Consider the following 25,172-nt stretch of genomic DNA (forward strand, 5'->3'; position numbering starts at 1 on the left):
TTGGGTCTCCGGCATCTCACAGTCTGGCCGGCGGGCGCTGATCCGGAGTTGATTCAGATCTTCTTTCGAACGTAAAGCTACGCCGCCCTTTTCACAGCAAGCGAAAAACACGTTCGTGCTCGATTGTTCTGTTTGGATGCCGTTCATATCAAACAGGGAACTTGTATGAATCGCCGTTCTAGATTTGGAGCTTCTGAAGAGGGTTGTCCATCTGTTTTAGAATCGTACAGCACACAACTGGATAATCCTCGCGTTCACCAGATCGGGGCGTAGCAACTCGATGAGAGTGGTCGCGCCACGGATAGGTCCGACTCAGCACAAAGAGCCAGCCACAATCGATGCGTCCAAATCTAGGTAGCAAAGAGATAATCGCTGCTATGAACACCAGCGGACGTAGCGATGCCCTTCAGCGTAATTAGTTCGTTGTGACCGTCCAATCCGGAGTGGATTTGCCAAATAGAATCAGCACCTGCGGCGCTGAAGAAGGTAAATGTCGCACCTTGCGCTGCCGTACCGAAACCCTCAAAATCGATAGAGTCTCCAGCTGCGGCGCCATTGCCGGCAAAGTCAGAGATTGTGGCACCATTGGCAAGAGCTGCTTTGAACTTAAATTGGTCGTTGCCCTCTCCCCCGATAAGGGTGTTCGCTCCTCCATTTGCAACGAGGATATCGTCGCCGCCGCGGCCGTCCAATATTACACTTCCCGATTTGCCGCTAATCTGATCGCCAAAATCTGAGCCGCGCACTGCAGCAACTCCTGTGAACGTGTCAGTCCCGACGTGTGCGAGGTCACCACTTGCAAGGCTCGTGGAAGTTCCAGTGCTGAGGTCTACGTTGACGCCGCCGGCAGCGTGATAGAACGCGATACGAGTGTTGCCGTTTCCCGTGATGGTGTCGTTGCCTGCCTCCCCCTCAAACTCGTTTAGCGTGCCATTGCTGCCGGCGTTCACGCTTGAACCGCTGAAGCCCGTTGCAGTAAAAGTGTCAGCGAAATTGGTCCCCCGGATGGATTCGATCGATTTCAATGTATCGCTGCCTACCGAGGCATCGCCAGACACCGTGCCCGCTGCAAGATCGACTACAACTCCTCCTGTTGTTGCATCATCAGATGATGCCGAATACATGGCACGATCAAATCCGCCCCGTCCGTCAATTGCGTCGTTGCCGGCGCCGCCGATAAATTCCTCTGCACCGGTGGCATTGTTGCTACCAAATAGCGTGTCGTTGAAATTTGAACCCCGTATGGAGTTTACTCCACCCGTGAAAGTATCGAAGCCGACGCCTGCAACATCACCTGCGGCGACGCCTTGTCCCGTTCCGGCAGTCAGATCAACAGTGACTGCGGCGAGTGCGTGCGAGTAATCAACCCGGGTGTTCCCGTTTCCTGTAACGGTGTCGTTGCCCGCCATGCCTTCGAAGGTATTGAAGGTATCGTACGAACCTGCGTTTGTGCTGCTGCCATTGAAGCCGGTGGCATCAAACGTGTCGGCAAACCTGGTGCCTCGAACGAGCTCGACGCCCTGCAATATGTCACTACCCACCGAGCTATCGCCCACAACAGTTCCGGCTGCAAGATCAACAATAATTGCCGCGGAAATGCTGCTGTCGTTATAGTTTGCGAGGTCGTAGCCGCCACGACCATTTATTGTGTCGTTACCACCGCCTCCGAAATAGACGTCCGTGACGGTCGCATTGTTTGTCCCAGAAATCACATCGTCGAAGTTGGATCCGACGACAGAGTTGACGCCGCCCGTAATGGTGTCCGTTCCAACCGAGCCGTTGCCAATCGCAGTACCTGCGATCAGGTCGATCGTCACGCTGGAGGTGGCATTGCTATACTGAACCTGGGTCGAGCCGTTGCCGGTGATGGTATCGTTGCCGCCATTGCCCTGGAACGAATTGAAGCCGGCATTGAAACCGCTTGCGTTATAGCTATCGGCAGAGTTGCTGCCGATCGCGCTGTTGACGCCGCCGGTGAAGGTGTCGTGCCCCGTCGAGACATCGCCCGATGCCGAACCGGTGCCGCCAGCTCCGATCGTGACGTTCACCGGGCCGGTAGCGTTGCTGTAAAGCACGCGCGTGTTGCCGTTGCCGGTGATGCTGTCGTCGCCGCCAAGACCCTCGAACTGGTTGAAGTTGCCGTTGCTGGTCGAGACGTTCAGCGCGCCCGCCAGGCCATAGCCGGTGGCATCATAGGTATCGACATAGCCGGTGCCCTGAACCGCCTCGATGTTGCGCAGCGTATCGGTGCCGCTCGAGGCATCGCCCGTCACGGTGCCAGCCGCCATGTTGACGGCAACCCCGCCCGTCACCGTGTTCAGGTTGTTGTAATTTGCCGTATCGAACCCGCCACGGCCGTCGATGTAGTCGTCTCCCCCCAGGGCCGTGAACGTATTGTTGTAACTGCTGCCCAGCAGCGTGTCGGCGAAGACCGAGGCTTGAACGGCGTTGACACCGGTGAAGGTATCGGTGCCCTCGGTCGCGCCCGTGGCGCTGCCGGCCACCGTGACGGCCGTGCCGGCGGTGATCTGAAGGTCAACCGTAATGGCGGCCTGCGCGATCGAGTAATTAAGGCGCGTGTTGCCGTTGCCGATGATGGTGTCGTTGCCGCCGGCGCCTGCGAAGTCGTTGAAGGTGCCGTTGGTCGAAGAGGCGTTCAGGGCGCCGGCAAGGCCGTAGCCGGTCGCGTCGAAGGCGTCGTCGAAGTTGGTGCCCCGCACCGCCTCCACGTCGCGGAGCGTGTCGGTCCCCACAGTGCCGTCACCCGACACCGTGCCCGCCGCAAGCTGAACCGTGATGCCCGTAGCCGTCGCAGGATCGTTGTTGTAGGTGACGATGTCGTAACCGCCACGGCCATCGATATAGTCGTTGCCTCCCCGGCCTTCGAAGACCTCGTAGGTGAAATTGACGTTGTTGCTGCCGTAAAGCGTGTCGTTGTAGGCCGACCCATACACGCCCTGCAAGGCGTTGGTGAACGTGTCGTGGCCGACATTGGCCACATCGCCGGCCGCCGTGCCCTGTCCTGTGCGGGCGGCAAGATCGACCGTCACCGCAGCCGAGGCGCTGAGATACTCAACCCGCGTCAACGATTGACCCAGATCGTTGATGCGCCCGGTGATCACGTCGTCGCCGCCCCGGCCCTCGAAAGCGCTTTGGCCCAAGGCCACACCGGGCTGCGTGCTCGATCCCGTAAAGCCGGTCGCATCGAATGTGTCGGCAAAATCGCCGCCCATGGCCGCTTCAATGCTGATGAGCGTATCGCTGCCGACCCCTGCCCCGGAGCCAATTCCAGCCGCAAGGTTCACGGTGACCGGGCCGGCCGCATCTGAATAAACCGCGCGATCAAACCCGTTGCCACCGTCCAGCGTGTCGTTGCCCCCAAGACCCTGCAGCCGATCATTCCCGCCAAGGCCGAAGATGCCGTCGGCTTGACTGGTGCCGACCAGCACGTCATTGGCGGATGTGCCGGTGATGCTGTTGTTGAAGATGAAGTCGCTGGCAACCAGGCTTCCGACAGTGACATTGGCCAGCGTGATAGTATTGCCGCTGCCAAAATCGATCAGCGTATCGGACGCCTGCTGCGTCGCACGGGCCTGGATGTCGGCGAGGGTGAAGATCCCCGTCACCCCGGTCAGGTCGATCCGGTCGCCCTCGCTGCGATCGAAGTCGCCGATATAGTCGGCGCCGCCACCGTTGGCGTAGACAAACGTGTCCGCACCTGACCCTCCGGCCAAATAGTCGTTGCCGTCTGCGCCAGCCAGCGTGTCATTGCCGCCGTTGCCGAACAGGGAGTCGTTGACCAGGCTGCCGGTGATGATGTCGGCGAAGTTCGATCCCTCCACGCTACTGACGCCGCCGGTGATCGTGTCGGTTCCGACCGAAGCGTTGCCCGAGGCAATACCCGTAGTCAGGTTGACGTTCACGCCGGCGGTGGCGCCAAAATACTCGATCTGGGTCGAGCCATTGCCGGTAATGGTATCGTTACCACCATTGCCATGGAATGAATTGAACTGTCCGGCGTTGAACGCCGATGCGTTATAGGTATCGTCGAAATTGCTACCGAGCGCGCTGTTCACTCCGGTGAAGCTGTCGGTGCCAACCGAGCTGTTCCCCGAGGCAGACCCGGTGCCGCCCGCCCCGATCGTGATCGTCACGCTCGAGGTGGCGCTGTTGTACTGCACCTGCGTTGAGCCGTTGCCGGTGATGGTGTCGTTGCCAGCATTACCCTGGAACGAATTGTACAACCCGATGCCGTAACCGGACGCATTGTAAGTATCGTTCGAGTTGCCACCGAGCGCGCTGTTCACGCCGCTGACGAAGGTATCTGATCCGACCGAGCTGTCACCGGATGCAGAACCTGCGCCGCCGGCGGTGATCGTGATCGTCACGCTCGAGGTGGCGTTGTTGTACTGTGCCTGGGTTGATCCGTTGCCGGTGATGGTGTCGTTGCCACCATTGCCCTGGAACGAATTGTACAACCCGGTGCCGTAACCGGAGGCATTGTAAGTATCGGTCAGGTTGCCGCCGGCGGCGCTGTTGACGCCGCTGACGAAGGTATCGGATCCGACGGAGCCGTCGCCGGATGCAGAACCTGCTCCGCCCGCCCCGATCGTGATCGTCACGCCGGAGGTGGCATTGCTATACTGAACCTGGGTCGAGCCGTTGCCGGTGATGGTATCGTTGCCGCCATTGCCCTGGAACGAATTGAAGCCGGCATTGAAACCGCTTGCGTTATAGCTATCGGCAGAGTTGCTGCCGATCACGCTGTTGACGCCGCCGGTGAAGGTGTCGTGCCCCGTCGAGACATCGCCCGATGCCGAACCGGTGCCGCCAGCTCCGATCGTGACGTTCACCGGGCCGGTAGCGTTGCTGTAAAGCACGCGCGTGTTGCCGTTGCCGGTGATGCTGTCGTCGCCGCCAAGACCCTCGAACTGGTTGAAGTTGCCGTTGCTGGTCGAGACGTTCAGCGCGCCCGCCAGGCCATAGCCGGTGGCATCATAGGTATCGACATAGCCGGTGCCCTGAACCGCCTCGATGTTGCGCAGCGTATCGGTGCCGCTCGAGGCATCGCCCGTCACGGTGCCAGCCGCCATGTTGACGGCAACCCCGCCCGTCACCGTGTTCAGGTTGTTGTAATTTGCCGTATCGAACCCGCCACGGCCGTCGATGTAGTCGTCTCCCCCCAGGGCCGTGAACGTATTGTTGTAACTGCTGCCCAGCAGCGTGTCGGCGAAGACCGAGGCTTGAACGGCGTTGACACCGGTGAAGGTATCGGTGCCCTCGGTCGCGCCCGTGGCGCTGCCGGCCACCGTGACGGCCGTGCCGGCGGTGATCTGAAGGTCAACCGTAATGGCGGCCTGCGCGATCGAGTAATTAAGGCGCGTGTTGCCGTTGCCGATGATGGTGTCGTTGCCGCCGGCGCCTGCGAAGTCGTTGAAGGTGCCGTTGGTCGAAGAGGCGTTCAGGGCGCCGGCAAGGCCGTAGCCGGTCGCGTCGAAGGCGTCGTCGAAGTTGGTGCCCCGCACCGCCTCCACGTCGCGGAGCGTGTCGGTCCCCACAGTGCCGTCACCCGACACCGTGCCCGCCGCAAGCTGAACCGTGATGCCCGTAGCCGTCGCAGGATCGTTGTTGTAGGTGACGATGTCGTAACCGCCACGGCCATCGATATAGTCGTTGCCTCCCCGGCCTTCGAAGACCTCGTAGGTGAAATTGACGTTGTTGCTGCCGTAAAGCGTGTCGTTGTAGGCCGACCCATACACGCCCTGCAAGGCGTTGGTGAACGTGTCGTGGCCGACATTGGCCACATCGCCGGCCGCCGTGCCCTGCCCTGTGCGGGCGGCAAGATCGACCGTCACCGCAGCCGAGGCGCTGAGATACTCAACCCGCGTCAACGATTGACCCAGATCGTTGATGCGCCCGGTGATCACGTCGTCGCCGCCCCGGCCCTCGAAAGCGCTTTGGCCCAAGGCCACACCGGGCTGCGTGCTCGATCCCGTAAAGCCGGTCGCATCGAATGTGTCGGCAAAATCGCCGCCCATGGCCGCTTCAATGCTGATGAGCGTATCGCTGCCGACCCCTGCCCCGGAGCCAGTTCCAGCCGCAAGGTTCACGGTGACCGGGCCGGCCGCATCTGAATAAACCGCGCGATCAAACCCGTTGCCACCGTCCAGCGTGTCGTTGCCCCCAAGACCCTGCAGCCGATCATTCCCGCCAAGGCCATTCAAAGTATCGGCCTCGGGTGTACCTACGAGCACGTTCGCGCCAGCGTCACCATTTAATGTGACGCCGGCGACATCGGTAACAAACACCGTCAGCGTTTTGTCGAAGGTGTTACCGGCTGAGTCCGTCACCCGCGCCGTAATCTGATGCGATTGAGCAGTCTCGTAGTCGAGGCTGCCCACTACCACTAGATTGCCACTAGTGATCGCAAACCGACCAGCAGCATCGTCAAGAAGCGTAAAACTCGCAGTTCCGGTGGCACCTAAATCGACATCCGAAAACGATCCGACCACCGTGCCAACCGCGCTATTCTCGGCAACACTGGCGTTAGACAAAGTAATATCGGTGGGCGATACGCTATCAATGCCCACGTGGAACGCCGTGGAAGCCACACCCTGGTTGCCGGCGGCATCCGTCGCCTTGGCCGTCAGCGTATGGCTGCCCTCGCCCAGCGCCGAGGTCGTGATCGAGTAGCTGCCGCCGGTGGCGACTGCGCTTCCCAGTACCGTCGTGCCGTCCGTGTCGTAGATCGTCACCGTGCTGCCGGCTTCCGCCGTGCCGGCAATCGTCAGCGTGGTGTCGTTCGAGGAGCCGTTATCGGCAACCGTCCCCGTCACCGGCGTTACATCGTCCGTCACCGTACTGATCACCGGCGCGGACGGAGCTGTAGTGTCTAGCGTAAAGGTCAGCGACGCGCTGCCTGTATTGTTAAACGTGTCCGTTTGGCTCGCCACGATGGTGTGCAGTCCATCACCGAGACCGCTCGGTGTGAACGACCAGTTCCCGCTCCCATCCGCCAGAGTGGTGGTTGTGACCAAGGTCCCATCAATGGTGAAGTGCACCGTCGTGTTAGCCAGGCCCGTGCCGCTCAGCGCAGGGTTCGAGGTGATCTGGTCGAGCGCCGAAGAGCCGGTATCGGAGGTCAGATGCTCCGTCACTGCCGGGCCGGTCGTGCTCAGCGTGTAGACAACGGCGTTGCTGGTCGTCGTGTTGCCGGCAAGATCGCTCACCTTGGCCGTCAGCGAGTTGCTGCCATTTGCGAGCGTGACCTGGGCGCTCCAGCTGCCGTCACCCTGAACGATGGCCGTCCTGATAGCCGTGCTGCCGTCATAAACAGTCACTGTGGCGCCGGCATCGGCGACGTCGACCATACCGGTAATAGTCTGGTTCGCCTGATTGGTCGGGCCCCCAACATTGGAGATCGTGATAGTCGGCGCCGTGGCATCGATCGTCACCGCCTGACTGGCGGTGGTGCCGACGTTGCCGGCGCTGTCGATGATCCGGGTCACATCGGCCCAGGTCGCGCCGCCATTGCTGGAGACCTGGATCTTCTCGTCGGACGCCAGCGCCTCGTTGGTGCCCGAGACCGTCAATGTCGTGTCGTTAGTGATGAAGTCGCCGGCGGTGCCGGTGTCCTGATTGATCGCCGTGATCGCCACGGCCTCCGACGGCGCCGTGGTATCAATCGTCACCGCCTGGCTGGCGGTGGTGCCGATATTGCCGGCGCTGTCGATGATCCGGGTCTGGTAGGTGAAGCTGCTGGCATGCGGCGCCGGGTCGAGATAGCTCCAGCTTGTCGCCGTCGACTGCGTGACGTCGGCCCAGGTGGCTCCGTTGTCACTGGAGACCTGGATCTTCTCACCCGAGGCCAGCGCCCCGTTGGTGCCCGAGACCGTCAGCGTGGTATCGCTGGTGATGAAGTCGCCGGCTGTGCCGGTGTCCTGGTTGATCGCCGTGATCGCCACGGCCTCCGACGGCGCCGTGGTGTCGATCGTCACCGCCTGGCTGGCGGTGGTGCCGACGTTGCCGGCGCTGTCGATGATCCGGGTCTGGTAGGTGAAGCTGCTGGCATGCGGCGCCGGGTCGAGATAGCTCCAGCTTGTCGCCGTCGACTGCGTGACGTCGGCCCAGGTGGCTCCGTTGTCACTGGAGACCTGGATCTTCTCACCCGAGGCCAGCGCCCCGTTGGTGCCCGAGACCGTCAGCGTGGTATCGCTGGTGATGAAGTCGCCGGCTGTGCCGGTGTCCTGGTTGATCGCCGTGATCGCCACGGCCTCCGACGGCGCCGTGGTGTCGATCGTCACCGCCTGGCTGGCGGTGGTGCCGACGTTGCCGGCGCTGTCGATGATCCGGGTCTGGTAGGTGAAGCTGCTGGCATGCGGCTCCGGGTCGAGATAGCTCCAGCTCGTCGCCGTCGACTGCGTGACGTCGGCCCAGGTCGTGCCGCCATCGCTGGAGAGCTGGATCTTCTCGCCGGCGCCGAGCGCGCCGTTGCTGCCCGACACCGTCAACGTGGTGTCGCTGGTGACGAAGTCGCCGGCGGTGCCAGTGTCCTGGGTGATAGCGGTGATCGCCACCGCCTCCGACGACGCTGTGGTATCGATCGTCACCACCTGGCTGGCGGTGGTGCCGATGTTGCCGGCGGTGTCGACGATCCGGACCTGGTAGGTGAAGCTCGCAGCATGCGTTGCCGGGTCGACATAGCTCCAGCTCGTCGCTGTCGCCTGGGTCACATCAACCCAGCTCGTGCCGCCATCGCTGGAGAGCTGGATCTTCTCGCCGGCGCCGAGCGCGCCGTTGCTGCCCGACACCGTCAGCGTGGCGTCGCTGGTGACGAAGTCGCCGGCGGTGCCGGTGTCCTGATTGATGGCGGTGATCGCCATCGCCGCGGTCGGTGCCGTGGTGTCGATCGTCACCGCCTGGCTGGCGGTGGTGCCGATGTTGCCGGCGGTGTCGACGATCCGGACCTGGTAGGTGAAGCTTGAAGGATGGGCTGTACCGTCAACCAGGCTCCAGCTCGTTGTCGTGTTCTGAACGACATCAACCCAGCTCGTGCCGCTATCGCTGGAGAGCTGGATCTTCTCGCCGGCGCCGAGCGCGCCGTTGCTGCCCGACACCGTCAGCGTGGCGTCGCTGGTGACGAAGTCGCCGGCGGTGCCGGTGTCCTGGGTGATGGCGGTGATCGCCATCGCCGCGGTCGGTGCCGTGTTGTCGATCGTCACCGCCTGGCTGGCGGTGGTGCCGATGTTGCCGGCGGTGTCGACGATCCGGACCTGGTAGGTGAAGCTTGAAGGATGGGCGATACCGTCAACCAGGCTCCAGCTCGTTGTCGTGTTCTGAACGACATCAACCCAGGTGGCGCCGCCATTGCTGGAGAGCTGGATCTTCTCGCCGGCGCCGAGCGCGCCGTTGCTGCCCGACACCGTCAACGTGGTGTCGCTGGTGACGAAGTCACCGGCGGTGCCAGTGTCCTGGGTGATAGCGGTGATCGCAACCGCCGCCGTCGGCGCCGTGGTGTCGACGACGACAGCCTGACTCGTCGAATTGATCGTAACGTTCCCGGAGTCTATGACCCGCGCCTGGTACGTAAAATTCGTGGCGTGCGAGATCGGATCCGCCAAACTCCATGTCGTCGCACTCGTCTGCACGACATCAAACCAGATCCCGCCGTTGTCGCTACTAATCTGGATCCTTTCGCCGGCAAAAAGCGTCCCATTCGTTCCAGAAACGGTCAAATTTCCGCTGTTGGTGATGAAATCTCCATTCACTCCACTGTCCGGGGCGATCGAGACAATCGCCAGCGGCAATGCAATGTCCAGGCTGGCAGTCGAAGCCGCACTCTTGATCGAGTCTGTGACTCCGTAGTCGAACATGACGCGGCCACTGAATCCGGGGTCCGGGGTATAGCTCCACGTCTGACCGTCAACCTGAGACAGACTTCCGCTACCGCTTCGAAGCGATAGTGACGAGATCGACAGGGAAGGACCATCAACGTCGACAACCCCAGCAAGCAATGCACTGGATGTAATCGTATACGACGCGTCCTGCTGACCATCTTGCAACGTGACCGGTTTCGCGACCGGCGCGAAATCAGCAACATTGATGCTGGGCTGGATGCCGTTATGTACCGTTACGAAGACAGGAATTGTGACTGAGCCATCATCGGCCGAGAGCGTTATGACGAACTTTTGCGTTGCGTCTTGTCCATAAGACAGCGGGGCGACGCCGCTATTTTCGTCGAAGTCGCTTTTTGGTTCGGTGAAAGTCCAACGAATGTTCCCAAGCTGATCAATTTCTGCCTTGAAATGCGGGGTTGCGACTCCAAATTGATCGGCGGCAGCTATTTTGACTCCTGTGTAGTCACCCGTGACGGCTATCGAGCCCTTCGCGGTCAGAATCTCGGGAGAATTCGCGGTCTCGGTAATGACCGCGCTATGCCCCGATGTGGGATCCGCGAAGAATATATGGCTGCTGCTGCCGAATGCGACGTATTGACCGCCCGCACTGATGGCGACGCCGCCGGCAGAAGACAGGCCACTTCCTTCCGATACAAGCCTATACGCGGGTGCCGCCGGATGCGTGACATCCACGATGTAGACGTCAGCGATTGCATTGTCATCCTCGGCAGTCAGCGCCGCATCGCTCGTGAAGACTATGAAATGACCGTCGGGACTGAGAACGGGGCTGTAGCTGCTGGAAGCCCCGGCGGTCTGAAAGACGACAGCACCGACATTTAGATCGTACAGATAGATTTGCGAATGACCCGTGGCATCCGTGCTCTGATAGGCAATCAGGTGGCCATCGGCACTGACCGTGGGTGCCGTCGCCCCAGCGCCAACAGACGTATCACCAATATGAGTGAATTGCCCGGACGAAAAATCGAACGAGAACAGGTGCCCTGCACCGCCGGCAGCGCCGGAATCTGAATTCCAGAAGACAACGACATGGCCGTCGGCGCTAATGGCCGGCGTCCACAGGGCGCCGGAGCTGCCCACGGCGGCGGGCGTAATCGTCCCTTTCAGATTGCCTTGTAAGCCGTAGATCGCGATGCTGCCATCGGCGCTGTGGGCCAGAATCGTGCTGCCGTCGCCGTTGGTTGCCGGGGCGTCGCCTGGGGCGAGTTCTGTCTGAACACGATAGTGAATGGAATCGGACGAATCTGTTCCATAGACAAAGATGTAGCTGCCATTGCCGTTGGACCCCTGGTAGAGGATGTAACGGCCATCGGAGCTGATCGTCGGCAAACCGTAGGTCCAACCGCCCACGGGCGAGGCGATCGTCGTCGTGGTATTTGCTGCGCGATCGTAGAAGTAGATCGCACCGTCGGGATCATAGACCACGTCACCACTGGCGCTCATGACGGGGCCCTTATGGTCTCCCGGTCCGGAAGTGATGGCGGTCACGTGACCCGGGGTCACCACGAAGGGAAGCGAGGTCAACTTTACTGGGATCGGGGGCTCGCCGGCAGCATCGAGCGATGTTGATGTTGACACAGGCGCACCCGCAGCCGGACTCGCATTTATCGTGACCGAGATCGTCGGCGGCGTTTCCGTGCTCGTGGTCTGAGGCGTTGCTGCCGGAGGGTGATACTCCGTTCCGGGCGGATTGAGCGGCGCGCTGCTGGCGAACCTTGTGACCTCTTTTGGATTGGCGTCATTACCGTTCTGACGATCGCTGTTGTCCGTGTGCTGAGGCAGATTCGGAAATATCTGCTTGGCCGCATCGTAAGTGCTCAGCACCTGCTGAAATACGTTGAACTCCCGTGCCACCTGGTCCGCTGTCTTGTCGATCTGCTGGGCGAGCACATCGAAGGTTGCGGTGGGAGTGAGCGTTAGCGACGCGCCGTTGCTCGTCACAGTGCCGATGAGCACGCCCGCGTTGTTGAAGACCTGGACCGCGTGCAGGGCACCGTCGCGTTGATCAACAACGGAGATCGATACTGTTCCATCAGTCGAAGAAATCTCGAGATTGACCGCGGTCCCGCGGATACCGATCGAGGCAACGGGTGTTGCAATCCGCATGTCACCCGTCTTGGCCACTTGACCCGCAACGAAGCTCGCCGCGCCTTGCACCAGAGTCAGAAAAGCGCTGTTGGACGTGCTGTTTGGGTCAAACGTGAGATCGCCAAGCAGGAAACGAGAATTGGCAGACAGATTGAAGGTCGACCCGTCATCGAGCACCAGGCCGATCGTCGAGCTGCTGCCCGTTTGGACAACGTCGCTTTGATAGACGACGTCGCCGACGTTCGCGACGATCGTGACGCCGTTGCGAACGATGCTCGCGCTGCCGGTCATCTTAATGATGTGACCGACCACCTTGCCTGCGACGTTTTGCGGGTCCGCCTGAGCGTAAGCCGTGTAGCCGGTCAGAGCGTCGACGACTTCGGATGAGATCGGTGCCCCGTCGGACGAAACCAGCAATGGGCGGGACTGGCTGTGTCCTTTGAAATAGTCGGGGACCACAATTCTGGTCAGATGATTCGAGATGATCAGATCTGAACCAACGCGCAGGTAGTCGCCTGAGAACAACAGGTGAGCGTCTGGGACCTGAAAGGTCGGAACGCCGGGGACCTGAACGGGGTCAATTGCGAAGTGAGTAGCCGGGCCATGCGAGGCACCTGGCAAAAACTTGCCGCTGTAATTCACGAGAGCCCCTGGAAATGGTTAAAAAATCTTTAAAACTGCGACAATCTTGCACATGATTTCCGTCCAGAAAAGAACGTAGTTGCACTTATTCAGAAATGTGGTTGCCGAGAACGGCGGGCCGCGGGCGCAAGATTTTACCGCTCCCCGGTGTGTTTGTACCGCTCGCCGCCCTTGACAAGCGTGCGCCAAATTAAAGAAGACGCTGATCGATCCCATCGATGCCGCAACAATGCGGCCAATCTTCAAACCCTACCGCAACAGTTATGCCTCGTCCGGCGCGCTCGGCGTCAAAGGTTGTGAATGGCTCCGCGGCTGCAGTCATTGTCGCGGGCGGTGTCAATAGCGACGGCCGGCGCGAAGTTCTCAGCATCGACATTGGCCATCGGAAGCCGAGACGTTCTGGACGGCGTTGTGAATCGGCGCCCAAGGTTGACCCCACGTATTGCCGCATCTGCGGTTGTTACCCTGATGGCGCCCTTGCCGATGGCGATCCGATGTCGATTGATCGGCCGCGCCAGATGGCTTTCCCGGCTTGCTCGACGAGAGGGGCTGTGGGCGGGTGGGGCCCTACATAGCCCGAGCCGTCCACAACCCCGAGCAATTGGACAGCGGTCGTGGCGTCGCCGAGCGGGCCCTGGGCGACCAACTGTTCCGCAGCCCTCCGTCTAGGCGCCCTCAGCAGACGTTGCACAATCGAATGCTGTCTCTTCCCGAACTCCTCGGGGTATTTCTTGCTCAGCCGGCCGACGATTGCGAGCGCCGTCAGCTGCGGCTGCTCTGCGGGCCAGTCTTCGATCGACGCAATATGCGGGTCGAGCTTGGACGGCATGCGAACTCTGGTCTTTTAGGCCGACGAGTTCGCCGGTGCGTGGCACGCGGCTCGCCGACCTCACCGTCTTGCCGAGCGTCTTCGCAAACGTCGCCGCGGTCGCTGGCAGGGGTGCTAGTGTGAGCGGGTTGCAGGCCGCGCGCCTGTCCGGCACGACGATCGACCCGATTGCCTAGTTCCTCCTGGGTGGCGCGAATCTCCGCCAATAGCGCGACCGGATCGGGCGAGCGATACTGGTCGCGTAGCCGTTTCTTCACGGCCGAGGTCACCTTGGGATGCGCCAATGCACAGGGCGTCGAGGGCAGATGAAAGCGCGCTTGATGCCCCTTCGCGACGCTTCTTCTTCAGCTTGAACGACGGCTGGAAGAAGTTGACGTAGAGCCGTGCCGCCGCATAGAGGCGGCCCATCATACGCGCCGTCTCGACGCCATCGAAGCGGCCATAGCCCATGAGGCGGCGGACGACGGCACCATTCTTCTGCTCGACGAACGCCTGATCGTTCTTTTTATAGGCGCGCGAGCGTGTGACTTCGAGCGTCTGTTCGCGACACCATCGGCACGACGACATCGTTCATGAAGGCGCTGTCGTTGTCGGAGTCAAAGCCGCGCAACAGCCATGGGAACAGGGTCTGTGCGCGGTTGATCGCCTCCACGACCAGCGAACCTTCCCGCGTCAGCAACGGCAGGCACTCCGTCCAGCCGGTGGCGACATCGACCATCGTCAGCGTTTGGATGAACGAGCCAGCCACCGAGCTGCCGCCATGGGCGACCATGTCGACCTCGCAGAAGCCGGGCACCGGGCTGTTCCAGTCATTGAACGTGCGGATCGGGACCTCGCGAATCCGGTACGGCGCCGCCTGCCGCCGCTCGCCGCGATCTTCACATCGACGAGCAGACGATCGATGGTGGCGGCGCTGATGGCAAGAACACGATCCCGGTCCGACCGGACAAGCCGCAATCGGCCATGTTGCTCAAGAGCAGGCAGCAAGGTCGGGATCATCAGCTTGAGCCGCTTGCCGCACACCCGATCCGACGCCTCCCACAGCGCCATCATCGCGTCCTTATCATGGTCACAGAATGTCGCAGACTTCATCATAAACACCGTCTGCACTGGAGGCGCCAGCTCAGGCGCGGGAAAAGAGAACCGGCTCAATCACCGGGATCGGCCCCGACGCCGTCGTGGATCGCGTCCACCACGCCGCGCATCTCTTTGATAGAAATCGAGGTGGCAACCTCAATTTGCGAAGAAACGTTGGCAACAAAGGTCCCCAGCTGCATCATTTCGAAGTGAAAACGAAGCGGCCCCAATGCGCTGGTCAGGCGGCGAGCCGCTTCAAGATAATTCGGCAGCGCTTGTTCGATGACACCCAGATCGCGCGCCAGCTTTTCACTCGCTCGGCAGCAAAGCGCTCGGAAGCAAGCTTTTGTTCGAGTTCCGCGATGTTCGTCTGCACCTGCACCAACGCATCCGCGAAACCGTCACGGGTGAACGCGGATGTCGCGAGCGCCGCCTCTAACTTGGCGCGGACCTTGTCATCGGCGTCCAAATCGCCTTCGAGGTGGTGAGCTTGGAGCTTTGACTTCGCGTACGAGAACGCCGCGTCAGCGGCGGCCTTGCGGCTCTTCAAGGTCTCGGCGCGCGAACGCAACGAGGCCAGCTCGGCTTCGAGTTTGTTCATGGGAGATTTTAGTCCGAAAAATGCTTTCATGCCTCCGAGCGTACGAAAAGCGACGCAATTTGCGAAGGCGAGACTTCTGGCGTGCGCCAAATAGCGCTGCCCTACAGCATGATTGTTGTGGCGCCCGCCCAATAGTTGAACGGAGGAGAGTTAGATCGCTGGAGGCTTGACTAACCGGCCCATTGCGGGAAAAGACGCCCGCCAGTGCGGCTTACTCGGCGTTGCTGTTTGCGGAAGCGCTGCAATCGACCGTAGACCGCCAGGCGAGTGCGGCCTAACCGCTGTCCAATCTCGCTTGCAGTCATGCCACTTTCGATGAGCGCAAGGAGATACGCCTCTTCCTCGGGCGACCACGGACGTGTTTCCAGTCTATTGTTGGACATCGCCTATCCATCCCAGCGACAGCATAGCAAATATCGTCCACGCTCACGCAGGGTTATCAACCGTTCAGAGGTCCTCGAACGCAACGCCGATAAGATTGTCACTCGACCAGATTAGTCGGCAACTTCGAATGATGCGATCTTTTTCCAGCATCAGTTTGAATGTGGGCGTCACGTATCGCTTCGACGGAAGCTCGATTGCTGCGCCTTGATCCGACATGTTGACCACGCGGCAGCGTAAACTGGCGCCGTCGCCTGAAATGTAGGCGACCTCGTCCACATCAATGCGCTCAAGCTTTCGACGCTCTGTCATTTCATGCTGCCCGCAACGAACTCATTCGTCCAAAGTGCACCTTGTCTCTAGCAGTCGAAGTTGTCGCGCGATCAGCGTTGCCAAGTTCGATCGTTCCTTGGCGAGACTTCCTCTTTGCTCAACCATGTCGTGTCCGTCACGTTCAAGCACCTCAATCAAGATAGTTTGGCTTTCAATGTGGAGTTGCTTGGCTGCAATTTCTCGGGAGATAGTTGTTAATTCATCGTCGCAATGTGAGGTCATGGCAATCTCAAGGCTGGGCCTGTCGGCGAGTAAAGCTTCATCCTACCTAGCCTTACCTGCGAAACAGTTACCTGATCCGCTACGGGTCTCTCAACCTCACGGATACCGACCGTAACTTCGGCAGGGGTGCGTGATGAAGCGCTCGCCGATGCAAGGCGACGCAGGACCGGCTTCATCCAAGGCACATCATTTTACCGCCGCGCCGCTTCGCAGCGGTCACACGCGGGATTTTTTTGACTGACCAAGACGTTACGCTCGGCTTTCAAAAGCGACACTCATTCGATCAGTCTGTGTCGCCATCATCCTCACGATCAACATTCAAAGGCGCCTGCGGCCGCGCCCATCCCTTCGGGCTCGCTCCTCCGCTCGCTGGCGGACCGCCGGACCGCGACGGCTTTATCCCTCTTCTGAGCCCTGTCGCAGGCCATCGAGGCTCGGTTCCGTGCCGCAGCTATCTGAGCCAAACCAAACTTCGCCATCGGGCCGATTTTATTGCAAAAGTCGGCTGTACAGCTTCGAGCGTTTCGGTCTTTAGAACGGCCTTCGCCTGCTTGGCCATATTGGCGAGTTGTGCTCGATCGGAACCGCTGTTCGTCACCTCGTAAGTAAGACACTTTTGATGGAAGTCTTTGTTAAACGGACGGTCGCTGGTTGATAGAGGCATTTCACAACGTCGACGTTGCGGCGCTAAAATAAGCGGGGCGTTGGGAGGAGACAGACTGATTTTTCCGCTAATGGGATGGTCCGGCCGTGCTCCCGCCCCGCCAGCAAGCGAAGCTGGCAAGGGGCGCCAAAGACAAGGAGCACGCTATGTCTCAGACACCCAATACCGCGGTCGCCGTGATCGGGATCGATATCGGCAAGAACTCGTTCCACGTCGTGGGCCACGATGCGCGCGGCGCCATCGTGCTGCGGCAAAGGTGGTCGCGTGGCCAAGTGGAAGCGCGGCTCGCCAATCTGCCGCGTTGCCTGATCGGCATGGAAGCCTGCGTCGGCGCACATCACCTGAGCCGCAAACTCGCATCGCTTGGTCACGATAGGTTGATGCCGGCCAAATATGTCCGCCCCTATAGCAAGGGGCAGAAGAACGACTTCAATGATGCCGAAGCGATTGCTGAAGCCGTGCAGCGCCCCGCGATGAAGTTCGTGGCGACCAAGACCGCGGAGCAACTGGACCTGCAGGCGCTGCACTGGGTGCGCGAGCGGCTGGTGTCGCAACGCATCGGCATCATCAACCAGATTCGTGCCTTCATGCTGGAACGCGGGATCGCGGTGAGCCAGGGTATCGGCTTCTTGCGTACGGAACGCCCACCATCCTTGCTACGCGCACCGATGCCCTGTCGCCACGCATGTTGCGTGTCATCGAGGAGTTGGCAGGCGACTGGCGCCGGCTGGATCAGCGCATCGATGGCCTCTCCGGCGAGATCGAAGCACTGGCCCGTCAAGATCAGGCATGTTCGCGCCTGATGACGGTGCCTGGCATCGGGCCGATCATTTCAAGCGCTATGGTGGCCGCGATCGGCACTGGAGACGTATTCTCCAAAGGCCGCGACTTCGGCGCCTGGCTCGGACTGGTGCCTAAGCAGATCTCGACGGGAGACCGCACGATCCTCGGCAAAATCTCGAGGCGCGGCAATCGCTACCTGCGCGTTCTGTTCGTGCAGGCGGCATGGGTTGTGCTGGTCAGGATCAAGAACTGGGAACGCTACGGGCTCAAATCCTGGATCGAAGCCGCCAAGAGGCGCTTGCACCACAACGTGCTGGCAATCGCGCTCGCCAACAAGCTTGCCCGTATCGCCTGGGCGGTGCTGGCCAAAGGCGCGCCTTCGAACTGACGAGGACCGACGATGCAGGCGTCCGATCCGCGTGATCCTTGCGCCGTGCGCGGCGTGGTCAGGCGCAGCCTGGCAACGCCGGAGCCAGCCGCAAGCCAAGCGCGACGGCCGGCCTTGACCGCCCCTGCGCGCGTCGCGATCGACGTTCTACGGGTCGGGACGAAGGAACGGCCCTTGGCTCGAACACAGGAACTGCGCGATATGAGGAGCAAGCGATGACGTAACCCCATCAACAGTTTCCAGCCGAGGTCTGCGAGAGGAATGAGACGAGATGGAGGTTCGGTCTTCCGGGCACGTGCGAACACTGGTGACCCAAATGGTCCAATCGAGGCCTGTCCGCTAATGAGAACGCGCGCGCGCTGATATCCATGATGGCCCGGAGCACATGCTCCAATCAGAGGCCGGATACATTGATGCAAGACCGCTTACCACCAGATCGACGAAACTCTTGCAACGCACGGCCGGACCATACAGGGTCAGAAGACTAAGAACTCAGGTTGAGCAAATCTTTTCCGGTATGCCCGAATAAGCGGACCTTCATCGACGGGGCGTTACTTCTCTGATGGGCCAATAGGCGGATTGGTGCGCAGCCCATCTGAACGCACGATGAGTCTTTCGAAAATAGCGACTGAAACTAGGAAACCTTCAGAAGTTCGCGCGTTTAGGGGCCGGAGCAGGCCGTGGAGGAGAAGCATGCGAACAGCAATTCTCGCGTTGATTGTAGTTGCCGGAAGCGCAATTACCTTCCAAGCAGCGGCCCAACAGCAAAAGGCCGCCCCCAGTGACCAAACCAAGGAGGAGATGCAGCGTGATGTAGATCAAGGGCGCAAGGCTGCCGAGCCCAACGAGCAGATGCAGCAGGATGCGGACAAAGGGGTCAAGACGCGCAACTCCGGAGCGTCTGGATACGTGGCCGATCAAGACAAGTCGGGCGCTTCCGCGCATCCGCCGGGCCGACCGGGAGGTGAGCAGACCACGGGTTCGGGTGGCCAGACCAGCACTCCGAAATAGTGATCCCTATTGATTCCTAATGGCAGGGCGAAGTCGTAGTTGACCCGGAAAACATTTCCGATGGAAACGATGCCCGCTTCAGGTCACTAGCAGACCGGGCCTCGAGCAAGGGACAAGTGCGGTGGTCCCACAGAACCGCACCGAACTCGCGGAGGCGACGGTTTGGGTCGACCACTCCTCGGCGCTTTCTCGATGGCCTGAGCAACAGCGGAAGCTGATAGCTGAGCGGCGCCGAGACTGAAACCGGCAAAACGGTTTCGGTGATGTGGTGATAACCTGATGCGACTGATCCGAGCCCTATGGGCGCTCCAGCGGCTCAGGTGGGCACGCTGGCGTGCTGAGCGGCGTTTGCCACGCTGAAGCCCAACTGCGTTGCTAAGGATCTCAGCGGCGACCGCAGCCCGGTCGCTTTATCTCCAGTCTCAAACTCCCGCCGTCTCGCAAGATCGGCGGGATTTTTTTGGGGCTAGCCGTCTCGGCAGGTGATGCCGAAGCTATCGCAAGCATCTGCAAAGGATTCTTTCGCTTTGGCATCCTCAAAGCAGAACCGGGTGCCGATATCCGCACGGTCGGTCCACCAGCCCTGTTTGCTCGATAGTGCTATGCGGGCTGCCTCTCCGCGAAGCAGATCCAATTGTCTTCCGGAGGCATGCACGACGAGGCAATTTTCGGCCATCACTTGCTCCCTGAAATGTCAGTCAAACGCAAAGGCCGCAGCCTGGGGGCAGGCTGCGGCCCGCGCATTGTCAAAAAATCCGGGTGAAAAACGATCTAAGTGAAATATGCAGCCAGCCCCGGTAAGCGCAATCTACAGCAGCTCTGCTGCAGCACAATGTTATCCAGGACACACTTGGAAACGTATTTAATGCGGAACCATTGAGGGAAGGCCCGCCAAGGGCTGGCCGCTATCGGCGGGCCTTCACCTCTGAGCAAGGCCGCGCATGTCCCCACGGCCCCGTCCCAAGGCAAACTGGCAGATTCTCGCTAATGAGAGGCTAAGATCTTCGCCTGGAGCGCTCCAGTGTGCTTAGTTCTGGCCGCCGCGCCGATCGTGCGGAACGCCGCGGCACGGGCCGCAGGAGCCCTTTTCAGAAGGGCGGCCTGCGGCCTTCATTTATGGCACCTTCGTGAGGGCGGCGGGTTTGTATGCCATGGACCACGACGCTGCGAGATACTTCCGTCAAGCGAAGGACTGCCTCGACGAGGCGCAGAACGCATCTCGGCCTGCCGACAAGGAGGCGTGGCTGAAGCTGGGCGAACAGTGGCTAGCCATGGCCGAGAAGGCTCAGCGGGTGCCGGTCTCACAACGATTATTTGATGCCTTTTCTTGGACGTGCCAGCACTGGCCTGTTTCCGACCTCCAGGGGCCCAGTTTGAGAATGCGGTGGCCTAATTTGGCCGTGCGTATCTTTTGATACTTTGCAGGCGAAGGAATATTGCTACCGTTTCCCCAACAAGGGGGCGGGCAATGGAGCGGCTAAAGGACTCGCTGGGGCACTTCGAAGCCCCCGTCTGCCCCAATTGCAACGTCGGCATGAGATGGTTTCGATCCGAGCTGGTGCAAGACGACGCACAGCCGCTAATCGCTCACCTCTTCGTTTGTCCTAATTGCAAGAGCGCTGAGCGGCGAGACAGAAGGCTTACGCCAGTTCGTATCCCTCCTGAAAAACTATTGAGCCCGCGCTTACGTGTGGTCGGAGGATAGGGTCGCCACGGTTGGCGGCCTTTCATTTTGGAACCAGTGGCCAGGGAGGGCTTGGTCCTTGCTCTGGGCGATAGCCCCCTGCCGTACCAGAGCACAACGGCCCCAGCCGCCCGCCCGTGGCTGAGGCCGTTTTTATGCGCAGAACTAATACGTGCAGGAACTAAAAGCCCGCGAGTGCATCAAGGTTGCAGCTTTCCTGAGCTGGTTGCTGCCATGCGATATGTTGCGTACGCGGTGGATTTATCCGGCGTTTCTCGCGCGGTTTACGAAATCGATTGCCCGACGGACAAAGACGCCCGGGCTCGAGCCGAGAAATTCTTAGAAGCCCACGCCTCTGTTGAGGTATGGGAGGGACCCCGCAGAGTGGCGCGGCTGGTGCGCGGGAGCAGACCGGGTGAGCAACAAGCGTAAGGCCCGGAACGAGTGTGAGCTACTGCGCGTCGTGGGGGGAAATCCCGCGGGTTCACGCTGGGCGGGCCTCCCTTATGAAAGGCAAGCGACGATCGCGAGTACTACGTCGGCGCCGAGCTCGCCCGAATACATCGAAAAGAGAATCCCGGCACCAGCCGCGACTGCAATGACTTTGAGCGTGATCATGTCCCCTCGCTATGTGAACGAAGATAGATCCGAACCGTTTCCGGACAGCTTCAAGCGAGCGCCAAATGGTTTCATTCACCGAAGCGTTATCCTGAGGCTGCTTGCGGGACTGCAAAATGGGACGGCAGGGGCGAAACCGCCATCGGTCAGCGCGTAGAACCGCCGCTCCGCTTTCGCCAGGTCTCGTGCGTCGTCAGGATTGAAAAGGTGACGGCTGTCGCCGGTACGGTCCAAGAGGATCTGGATTGCCATGATCTGCCTCCTAGGAACGCTGATGGCAGGGACCTGACTAAGTATCCGACTGACGCCGTGGCGGTTCAAGAGAGAAGAAGTTGCCGTCATGAACCTCGGACACCCATAAGGACCCGGCCGCCGAGCCGATCTTGGCCGGACGGGGAAAGCCGCCGTGAAGATCCATTTCATGAGCGTTCTCCGGGCTCGGTTTCCGCGAGACCAATTCGATCCGGAGGTGGTCGTTCCGCTGCGGGCACGTTCCTGACTGCAGCTCCGAGATTCGCTCGTCTGCAGCGGAGCCGGCCTCGTCGGCGAGCCGCCACCCCCCTCGCGTCAAGGAGCAAGTCCCTGGCCTCCGAGTTTCCCACCTGCTGGAGCGAAATCGTTCATGCATGGAGAGGTCGTGCGCGCGGTCAAGGAGAGCAAACGGTCCAGGAGGTCCCGCTTCCTCCGCGACGCGATGGTCGACGTGCAGATTGCCAGCCGCGGCATTCGCAGCAGGCGGGTCCTGCTGGCGATGCGGCAGGTCCCCCGCGAGATTTTCCTCGATCGGCGGTTCGCGGAAGCCGCGTACGAAGACTGCGCCGTGCCGATCCCGAAAGGGCAGACCATCTCTCAGCCCTACATCGTCGCCAGGATGCTCGAGGCTGCCGCGATCGCGAAGTCGGACCGGGTTCTGGAGATCGGCGCGGGTTCGGGTTATCTGGCGGCACTCGCCGCCAAGCTCGGGCGGGAGGTTTGCGCGCTCGAGCGTCATGAAGCATTGGTGCAGCGCGCCCGATCGCGCCTTCGTCACCTTGGCTGCCGCAACGTGGATCTGCGCGCAGGCGACGGGACTGCAGGATGGGCCAGATGGCGGCGAGTTCGACGTGATCCTGGTGTCGGCCGCCACCGCGCAGACGCCCGGGGCTCTCAAGGCTCAATTAGCTCCGTCGGGAAGACTTCTGATACCGCTCGGCCATCCGGACGGTGTCCAGTGGCTGACGAAGCTGACGCGCGGGCCGGACAGTCATTTCGTCGAGAAAAGGATAGAGGAGGTCCGCTTCGTTCCTCTGATCTCCGGCTAGGGACCGCAGAAGCGATGCTCCACTATTCGGAGGATGCAGGCGACTTCGTCACCTTTGCTCTGGCTGATATCAGCCGACTGCAGCTGGAACCAGATCCTTGGGCCAGGGTTGGGTGCTCGGCACAAAAGTCGACCTCGGCCCATGAGGGGCACCGGGGTCGACTTTGAGGGGTGTAAGGCCGCGGCGAGCGGTCTCGGCGCACCGGAGTCGAGCAACTTGCGCGCGGCCCTTCTCCGCTCGCGAACGTAGCGGGCGAAGCGTGATGAAGTGGATGCTTGTTGTCCTGGTAGGCGGCGTAACCCCGGTCAATACGGACTTGGTGTTCGACAAGTTCACCGACTGCCTCTCTGCCGAGGAGCAGATGCGGAAGCACTACTCCGACGCATTCGAGGCTTGGGATCGATGGGCCGTAGCGAACATCGATCGACGACGGGAATACTCAAAAGCCCGCGACCTCCAGGCCAAGCGCTTGCTGAGCAACATCGGCACGTGCGTCCCGCATGGAGACGGCGATCGGCCGACCGTCGCCGCACCTCAGCAGCAGCCCGCGACACCTCCTGCATCGCAGCCGTCCGCGCCGCAGGCTTCGCCAACGCCGCAACCGCCACCGAAGACGTGAACCCCCGATCCGAGCGCCCGCAACATGACTGCATCCGCCGGCAAGCCTCAAGGCGGCCCGGTACAGGCCCAGTGACGACGAGGACGCTGTCGGCGCCGACGGCTAGTCCTTCAATAGTGTCGGCGCGATTTGAACGAGCCTAGGGTATCTTGCCGGTGAGCAGGGGCCCGCTGCGCTCAACTGGCCGAGCGGCTCCGGCGCGAGACGTGGCGGCTCGGCTCCGCACGCCCCACCGACCGATGGGAGACCGACAGCAGCGTCAGCAGAAGCGCGCGATTGGCATTGTACCTCGCGGCCCGCCTCCTGCTCTCCGACCCCTGCATGACCACGTCGCCGTCAGTCGTACACACGTACCATTTCCAGGTGCGGCCACGCTTCTTGAGGTGGGTCTCGAAAATGGGCAGTTGGTCGGGCATTGCCACCGTAGGATCGGCCAGAGGGACTTCCATTTATGGTCTGTCTTTCCTTCCCGTCGCAGGTTCAAGCGCGCGAAGGATCAAACAGATTGAAAGCCCAATCGATTAAAGCTACCTTCACACGCGTCGGAGCCCGCATGCCTCGCGTTGGCACTGCGAGCGAGCGGCAGCATCGAAGCCGCCCCAGCCCCGCCTTCAGCTACCAATAATCAGACCTCGTGCGGGAGCGCATTGCTCCGCGTGGGGCAAGCCGAGATGTGCTCATGTCGCCCGTCCCTCGCAGGCTCGCTCTCTTCATCGACGGCGCCAACCTGCATGCCACTTCGAAGTCCCTGGGCTTCGACATCGACTACAAGCGTCTACTGATCGAATTCCAGAGCCGCGGCCCGCTCGTTCGGGCGTTCTATTACACCGCAATCATCGAGGATCAGGAGTTCTCCTCGCTCCGGCCTCTGGTCGACTGGCTCGACTACAACGGATACACCGTGGTTACCAAGGCAACGAAGGAGTTCGTCGACTCTTTCGGGCGGCGCAAGGTGAAGGGCAACATGGATATCGAGCTCGCGGTCGATGCCATGAGCCTCGCCGAGCAAATCGACGAAATGGTGCTGTTTTCCGGAGACGGCGACTTCCGCTCGCTGGTCGAGGCGGTGCAGCGTCGCGGCGTCCGAGTAACCGTAGTCTCGACCATTTCCAGCCAGCCGCCGATGATCGCCGATGAGCTTCGGCGACAAGCCGACGTCTTCCTAGACCTGATGGAGTTGCGATCCAAAGTCGGCAGGGACCTCTCGGAGCGGCCACCCTCGCGCGAGCGCGCCGCGCCGCCGCCCGTTCGACAGCAGGTCCAGCGGCGCGCCCGCCCGGTTAGGGCGCCTGGCGCAAGCGACGACCTCAATGCGTAGGTCGGCTCGTGCGTCATTTGATTTACGTACGAGTTCCGTGCCTCACCCAATCGCCCCGTTCATGCTTTGAGCGCCGGGAAACTTCCCAGGTTTCTGCAACTGTTCTCCGTAGAATCCACGAGGGTGGCCGTATAGTAGGAGAGGCGCCACGCAACACGGGAGCAGCGTGAACTTAGAAAGTGTTTGCCCGAGCTCTCAGAAGCGATTGAAGCCGCTGATCAGGAAAACGCAGCCACCGGCGTGCCCCACTCTCCGCCGAGATTGACGTCGAGGATGGCTGCGTCAGGCCGGTCGCCCCAAAAGATACAGACGCTCCCAATAGCCGTGCTATGGTAGCGATTAGGGGCTTAGACGCATGGTAGATCGCCTGAAGGGTTCACTCGCCGATTTGGAGCCAGCCGGCTGCATGTGTTGCAGAATCCCTATGCGATGGTTCATGTCGAAACTGGTGCGCCAGAAGCCACTGGCCACGGTAGTGCATCAGTTCGTCTGTCCAGGTTGTGAGGGCATCGACGGGATCGAAACCGAGTTCAAGCCTATCCATGTCCTTCCGGACGGTCAGGCGAAAGCACGCCCTGCGGCGCGGGTCGCTTGAGAAGTCTCTCGGAAGAGGCCTGACAACGCCCGGAACATCGAGCCCGGAGGGCACGTTGCCCCCGAATGGAAGCCTTTCTGCACCGCCTTCTGTCGGCCAGGTCG

13 protein-coding genes and 3 pseudogenes are annotated in these 25,172 nt (G+C 60.9%); 8 read left to right on the top strand and 8 right to left on the bottom strand.

Features of this window, described 5'->3' with window-relative positions:
* Window positions 1–350: 350 nt before the first annotated feature.
* Window positions 351–12,644, bottom strand: coding sequence for an Ig-like domain-containing protein (locus I3J27_RS30170; protein WP_270162516.1), 12,294 nt, complete (start codon window positions 12,642–12,644; stop codon window positions 351–353).
* 311 nt (window positions 12,645–12,955) lie between these two features.
* Between I3J27_RS30170 and I3J27_RS30175 the strand changes: the two are divergent.
* A pseudogene (locus I3J27_RS30175) lies at window positions 12,956–13,050 on the top strand (transposase); the annotation flags it as partial.
* A gap of 54 nt (window positions 13,051–13,104) precedes the next feature.
* Here I3J27_RS30175 and I3J27_RS39395 read toward each other — a convergent pair.
* The 5 genes from I3J27_RS39395 to I3J27_RS30195 form a co-directional block, all read right to left on the bottom strand.
* Window positions 13,105–13,473, bottom strand: a complete 369-nt coding sequence (locus I3J27_RS39395; RefSeq protein ID WP_502868175.1) for a hypothetical protein — start codon at window positions 13,471–13,473, stop codon at window positions 13,105–13,107.
* A gap of 505 nt (window positions 13,474–13,978) precedes the next feature.
* Complete coding sequence (locus I3J27_RS30180) at window positions 13,979–14,269, bottom strand: hypothetical protein (protein ID WP_270162517.1); 291 nt, start codon at window positions 14,267–14,269, stop codon at window positions 13,979–13,981.
* Window positions 14,270–14,621: 352 nt separating this feature from the next.
* Entirely contained in the window at window positions 14,622–14,753 is a 132-nt protein-coding gene (locus tag I3J27_RS30185; RefSeq protein WP_270162518.1) for a hypothetical protein, read from the bottom strand.
* A gap of 35 nt (window positions 14,754–14,788) precedes the next feature.
* Window positions 14,789–15,151, bottom strand: a complete 363-nt coding sequence (locus I3J27_RS30190; RefSeq protein ID WP_270162519.1) for a hypothetical protein — start codon at window positions 15,149–15,151, stop codon at window positions 14,789–14,791.
* 447 nt (window positions 15,152–15,598) lie between these two features.
* A complete protein-coding gene (locus tag I3J27_RS30195) occupies window positions 15,599–15,844 on the bottom strand; it encodes a PilZ domain-containing protein (RefSeq protein WP_270162520.1) in 246 nt (81 codons plus the stop codon).
* 1,053 nt (window positions 15,845–16,897) lie between these two features.
* On the opposite strand from I3J27_RS30195, the pseudogene I3J27_RS30200 reads away from it, so the two are divergent.
* Both I3J27_RS30200 and I3J27_RS30205 read left to right on the top strand, forming a co-directional pair.
* Window positions 16,898–17,957, top strand: a pseudogene (locus tag I3J27_RS30200) (IS110 family RNA-guided transposase).
* Between the two features lie 658 nt (window positions 17,958–18,615).
* Complete coding sequence (locus I3J27_RS30205; protein ID WP_270162521.1) at window positions 18,616–18,933, top strand: hypothetical protein; 318 nt, start codon at window positions 18,616–18,618, stop codon at window positions 18,931–18,933.
* A 466-nt stretch (window positions 18,934–19,399) separates the two neighbouring features.
* Here the strand turns inward: I3J27_RS30205 and I3J27_RS30210 are convergent, their stop codons facing one another.
* Window positions 19,400–19,609: a hypothetical protein gene (locus tag I3J27_RS30210; RefSeq protein ID WP_306417032.1), complete on the bottom strand. Its 210-nt coding sequence runs from the start codon at window positions 19,607–19,609 to the stop codon at window positions 19,400–19,402.
* Window positions 19,610–21,310: 1,701 nt separating this feature from the next.
* Window positions 21,311–21,487 (bottom strand): hypothetical protein, encoded by a 177-nt coding sequence (locus I3J27_RS30215; RefSeq protein ID WP_270173036.1) that lies wholly within the window; start codon window positions 21,485–21,487, stop codon window positions 21,311–21,313.
* Window positions 21,488–21,986: 499 nt separating this feature from the next.
* On the opposite strand from I3J27_RS30215, the pseudogene I3J27_RS39220 reads away from it, so the two are divergent.
* From I3J27_RS39220 to I3J27_RS30235, 5 genes and pseudogenes are all read left to right on the top strand, one after another.
* Window positions 21,987–22,247 (top strand): annotated as a pseudogene (locus I3J27_RS39220) (protein-L-isoaspartate O-methyltransferase family protein); the annotation flags it as partial.
* Window positions 22,225–22,536 (top strand): protein-L-isoaspartate O-methyltransferase family protein, encoded by a 312-nt coding sequence (locus I3J27_RS30220; protein WP_270162523.1) that lies wholly within the window; start codon window positions 22,225–22,227, stop codon window positions 22,534–22,536. The pseudogene I3J27_RS39220 and the gene I3J27_RS30220, both read left to right, overlap by 23 nt.
* 262 nt (window positions 22,537–22,798) lie before the next feature.
* The gene (locus I3J27_RS30225; RefSeq protein WP_270162524.1) at window positions 22,799–23,155 is read left to right on the top strand and encodes a hypothetical protein; all 357 of its coding nucleotides are present in this window, start codon (window positions 22,799–22,801) and stop codon (window positions 23,153–23,155) included.
* A gap of 679 nt (window positions 23,156–23,834) precedes the next feature.
* Window positions 23,835–24,473, top strand: a complete 639-nt coding sequence (locus tag I3J27_RS30230; protein ID WP_270172915.1) for a LabA-like NYN domain-containing protein — start codon at window positions 23,835–23,837, stop codon at window positions 24,471–24,473.
* Window positions 24,474–24,909: 436 nt separating this feature from the next.
* Window positions 24,910–25,068, top strand: a complete 159-nt coding sequence (locus tag I3J27_RS30235) for a hypothetical protein (protein ID WP_270162525.1) — start codon at window positions 24,910–24,912, stop codon at window positions 25,066–25,068.
* The last annotated feature ends 104 nt before the right edge of the window (window positions 25,069–25,172 follow it).

Origin of the sequence: Bradyrhizobium xenonodulans, assembly GCF_027594865.1 — a bacterium.
Lineage (GTDB): Bacteria > Pseudomonadota > Alphaproteobacteria > Rhizobiales > Xanthobacteraceae > Bradyrhizobium > Bradyrhizobium xenonodulans.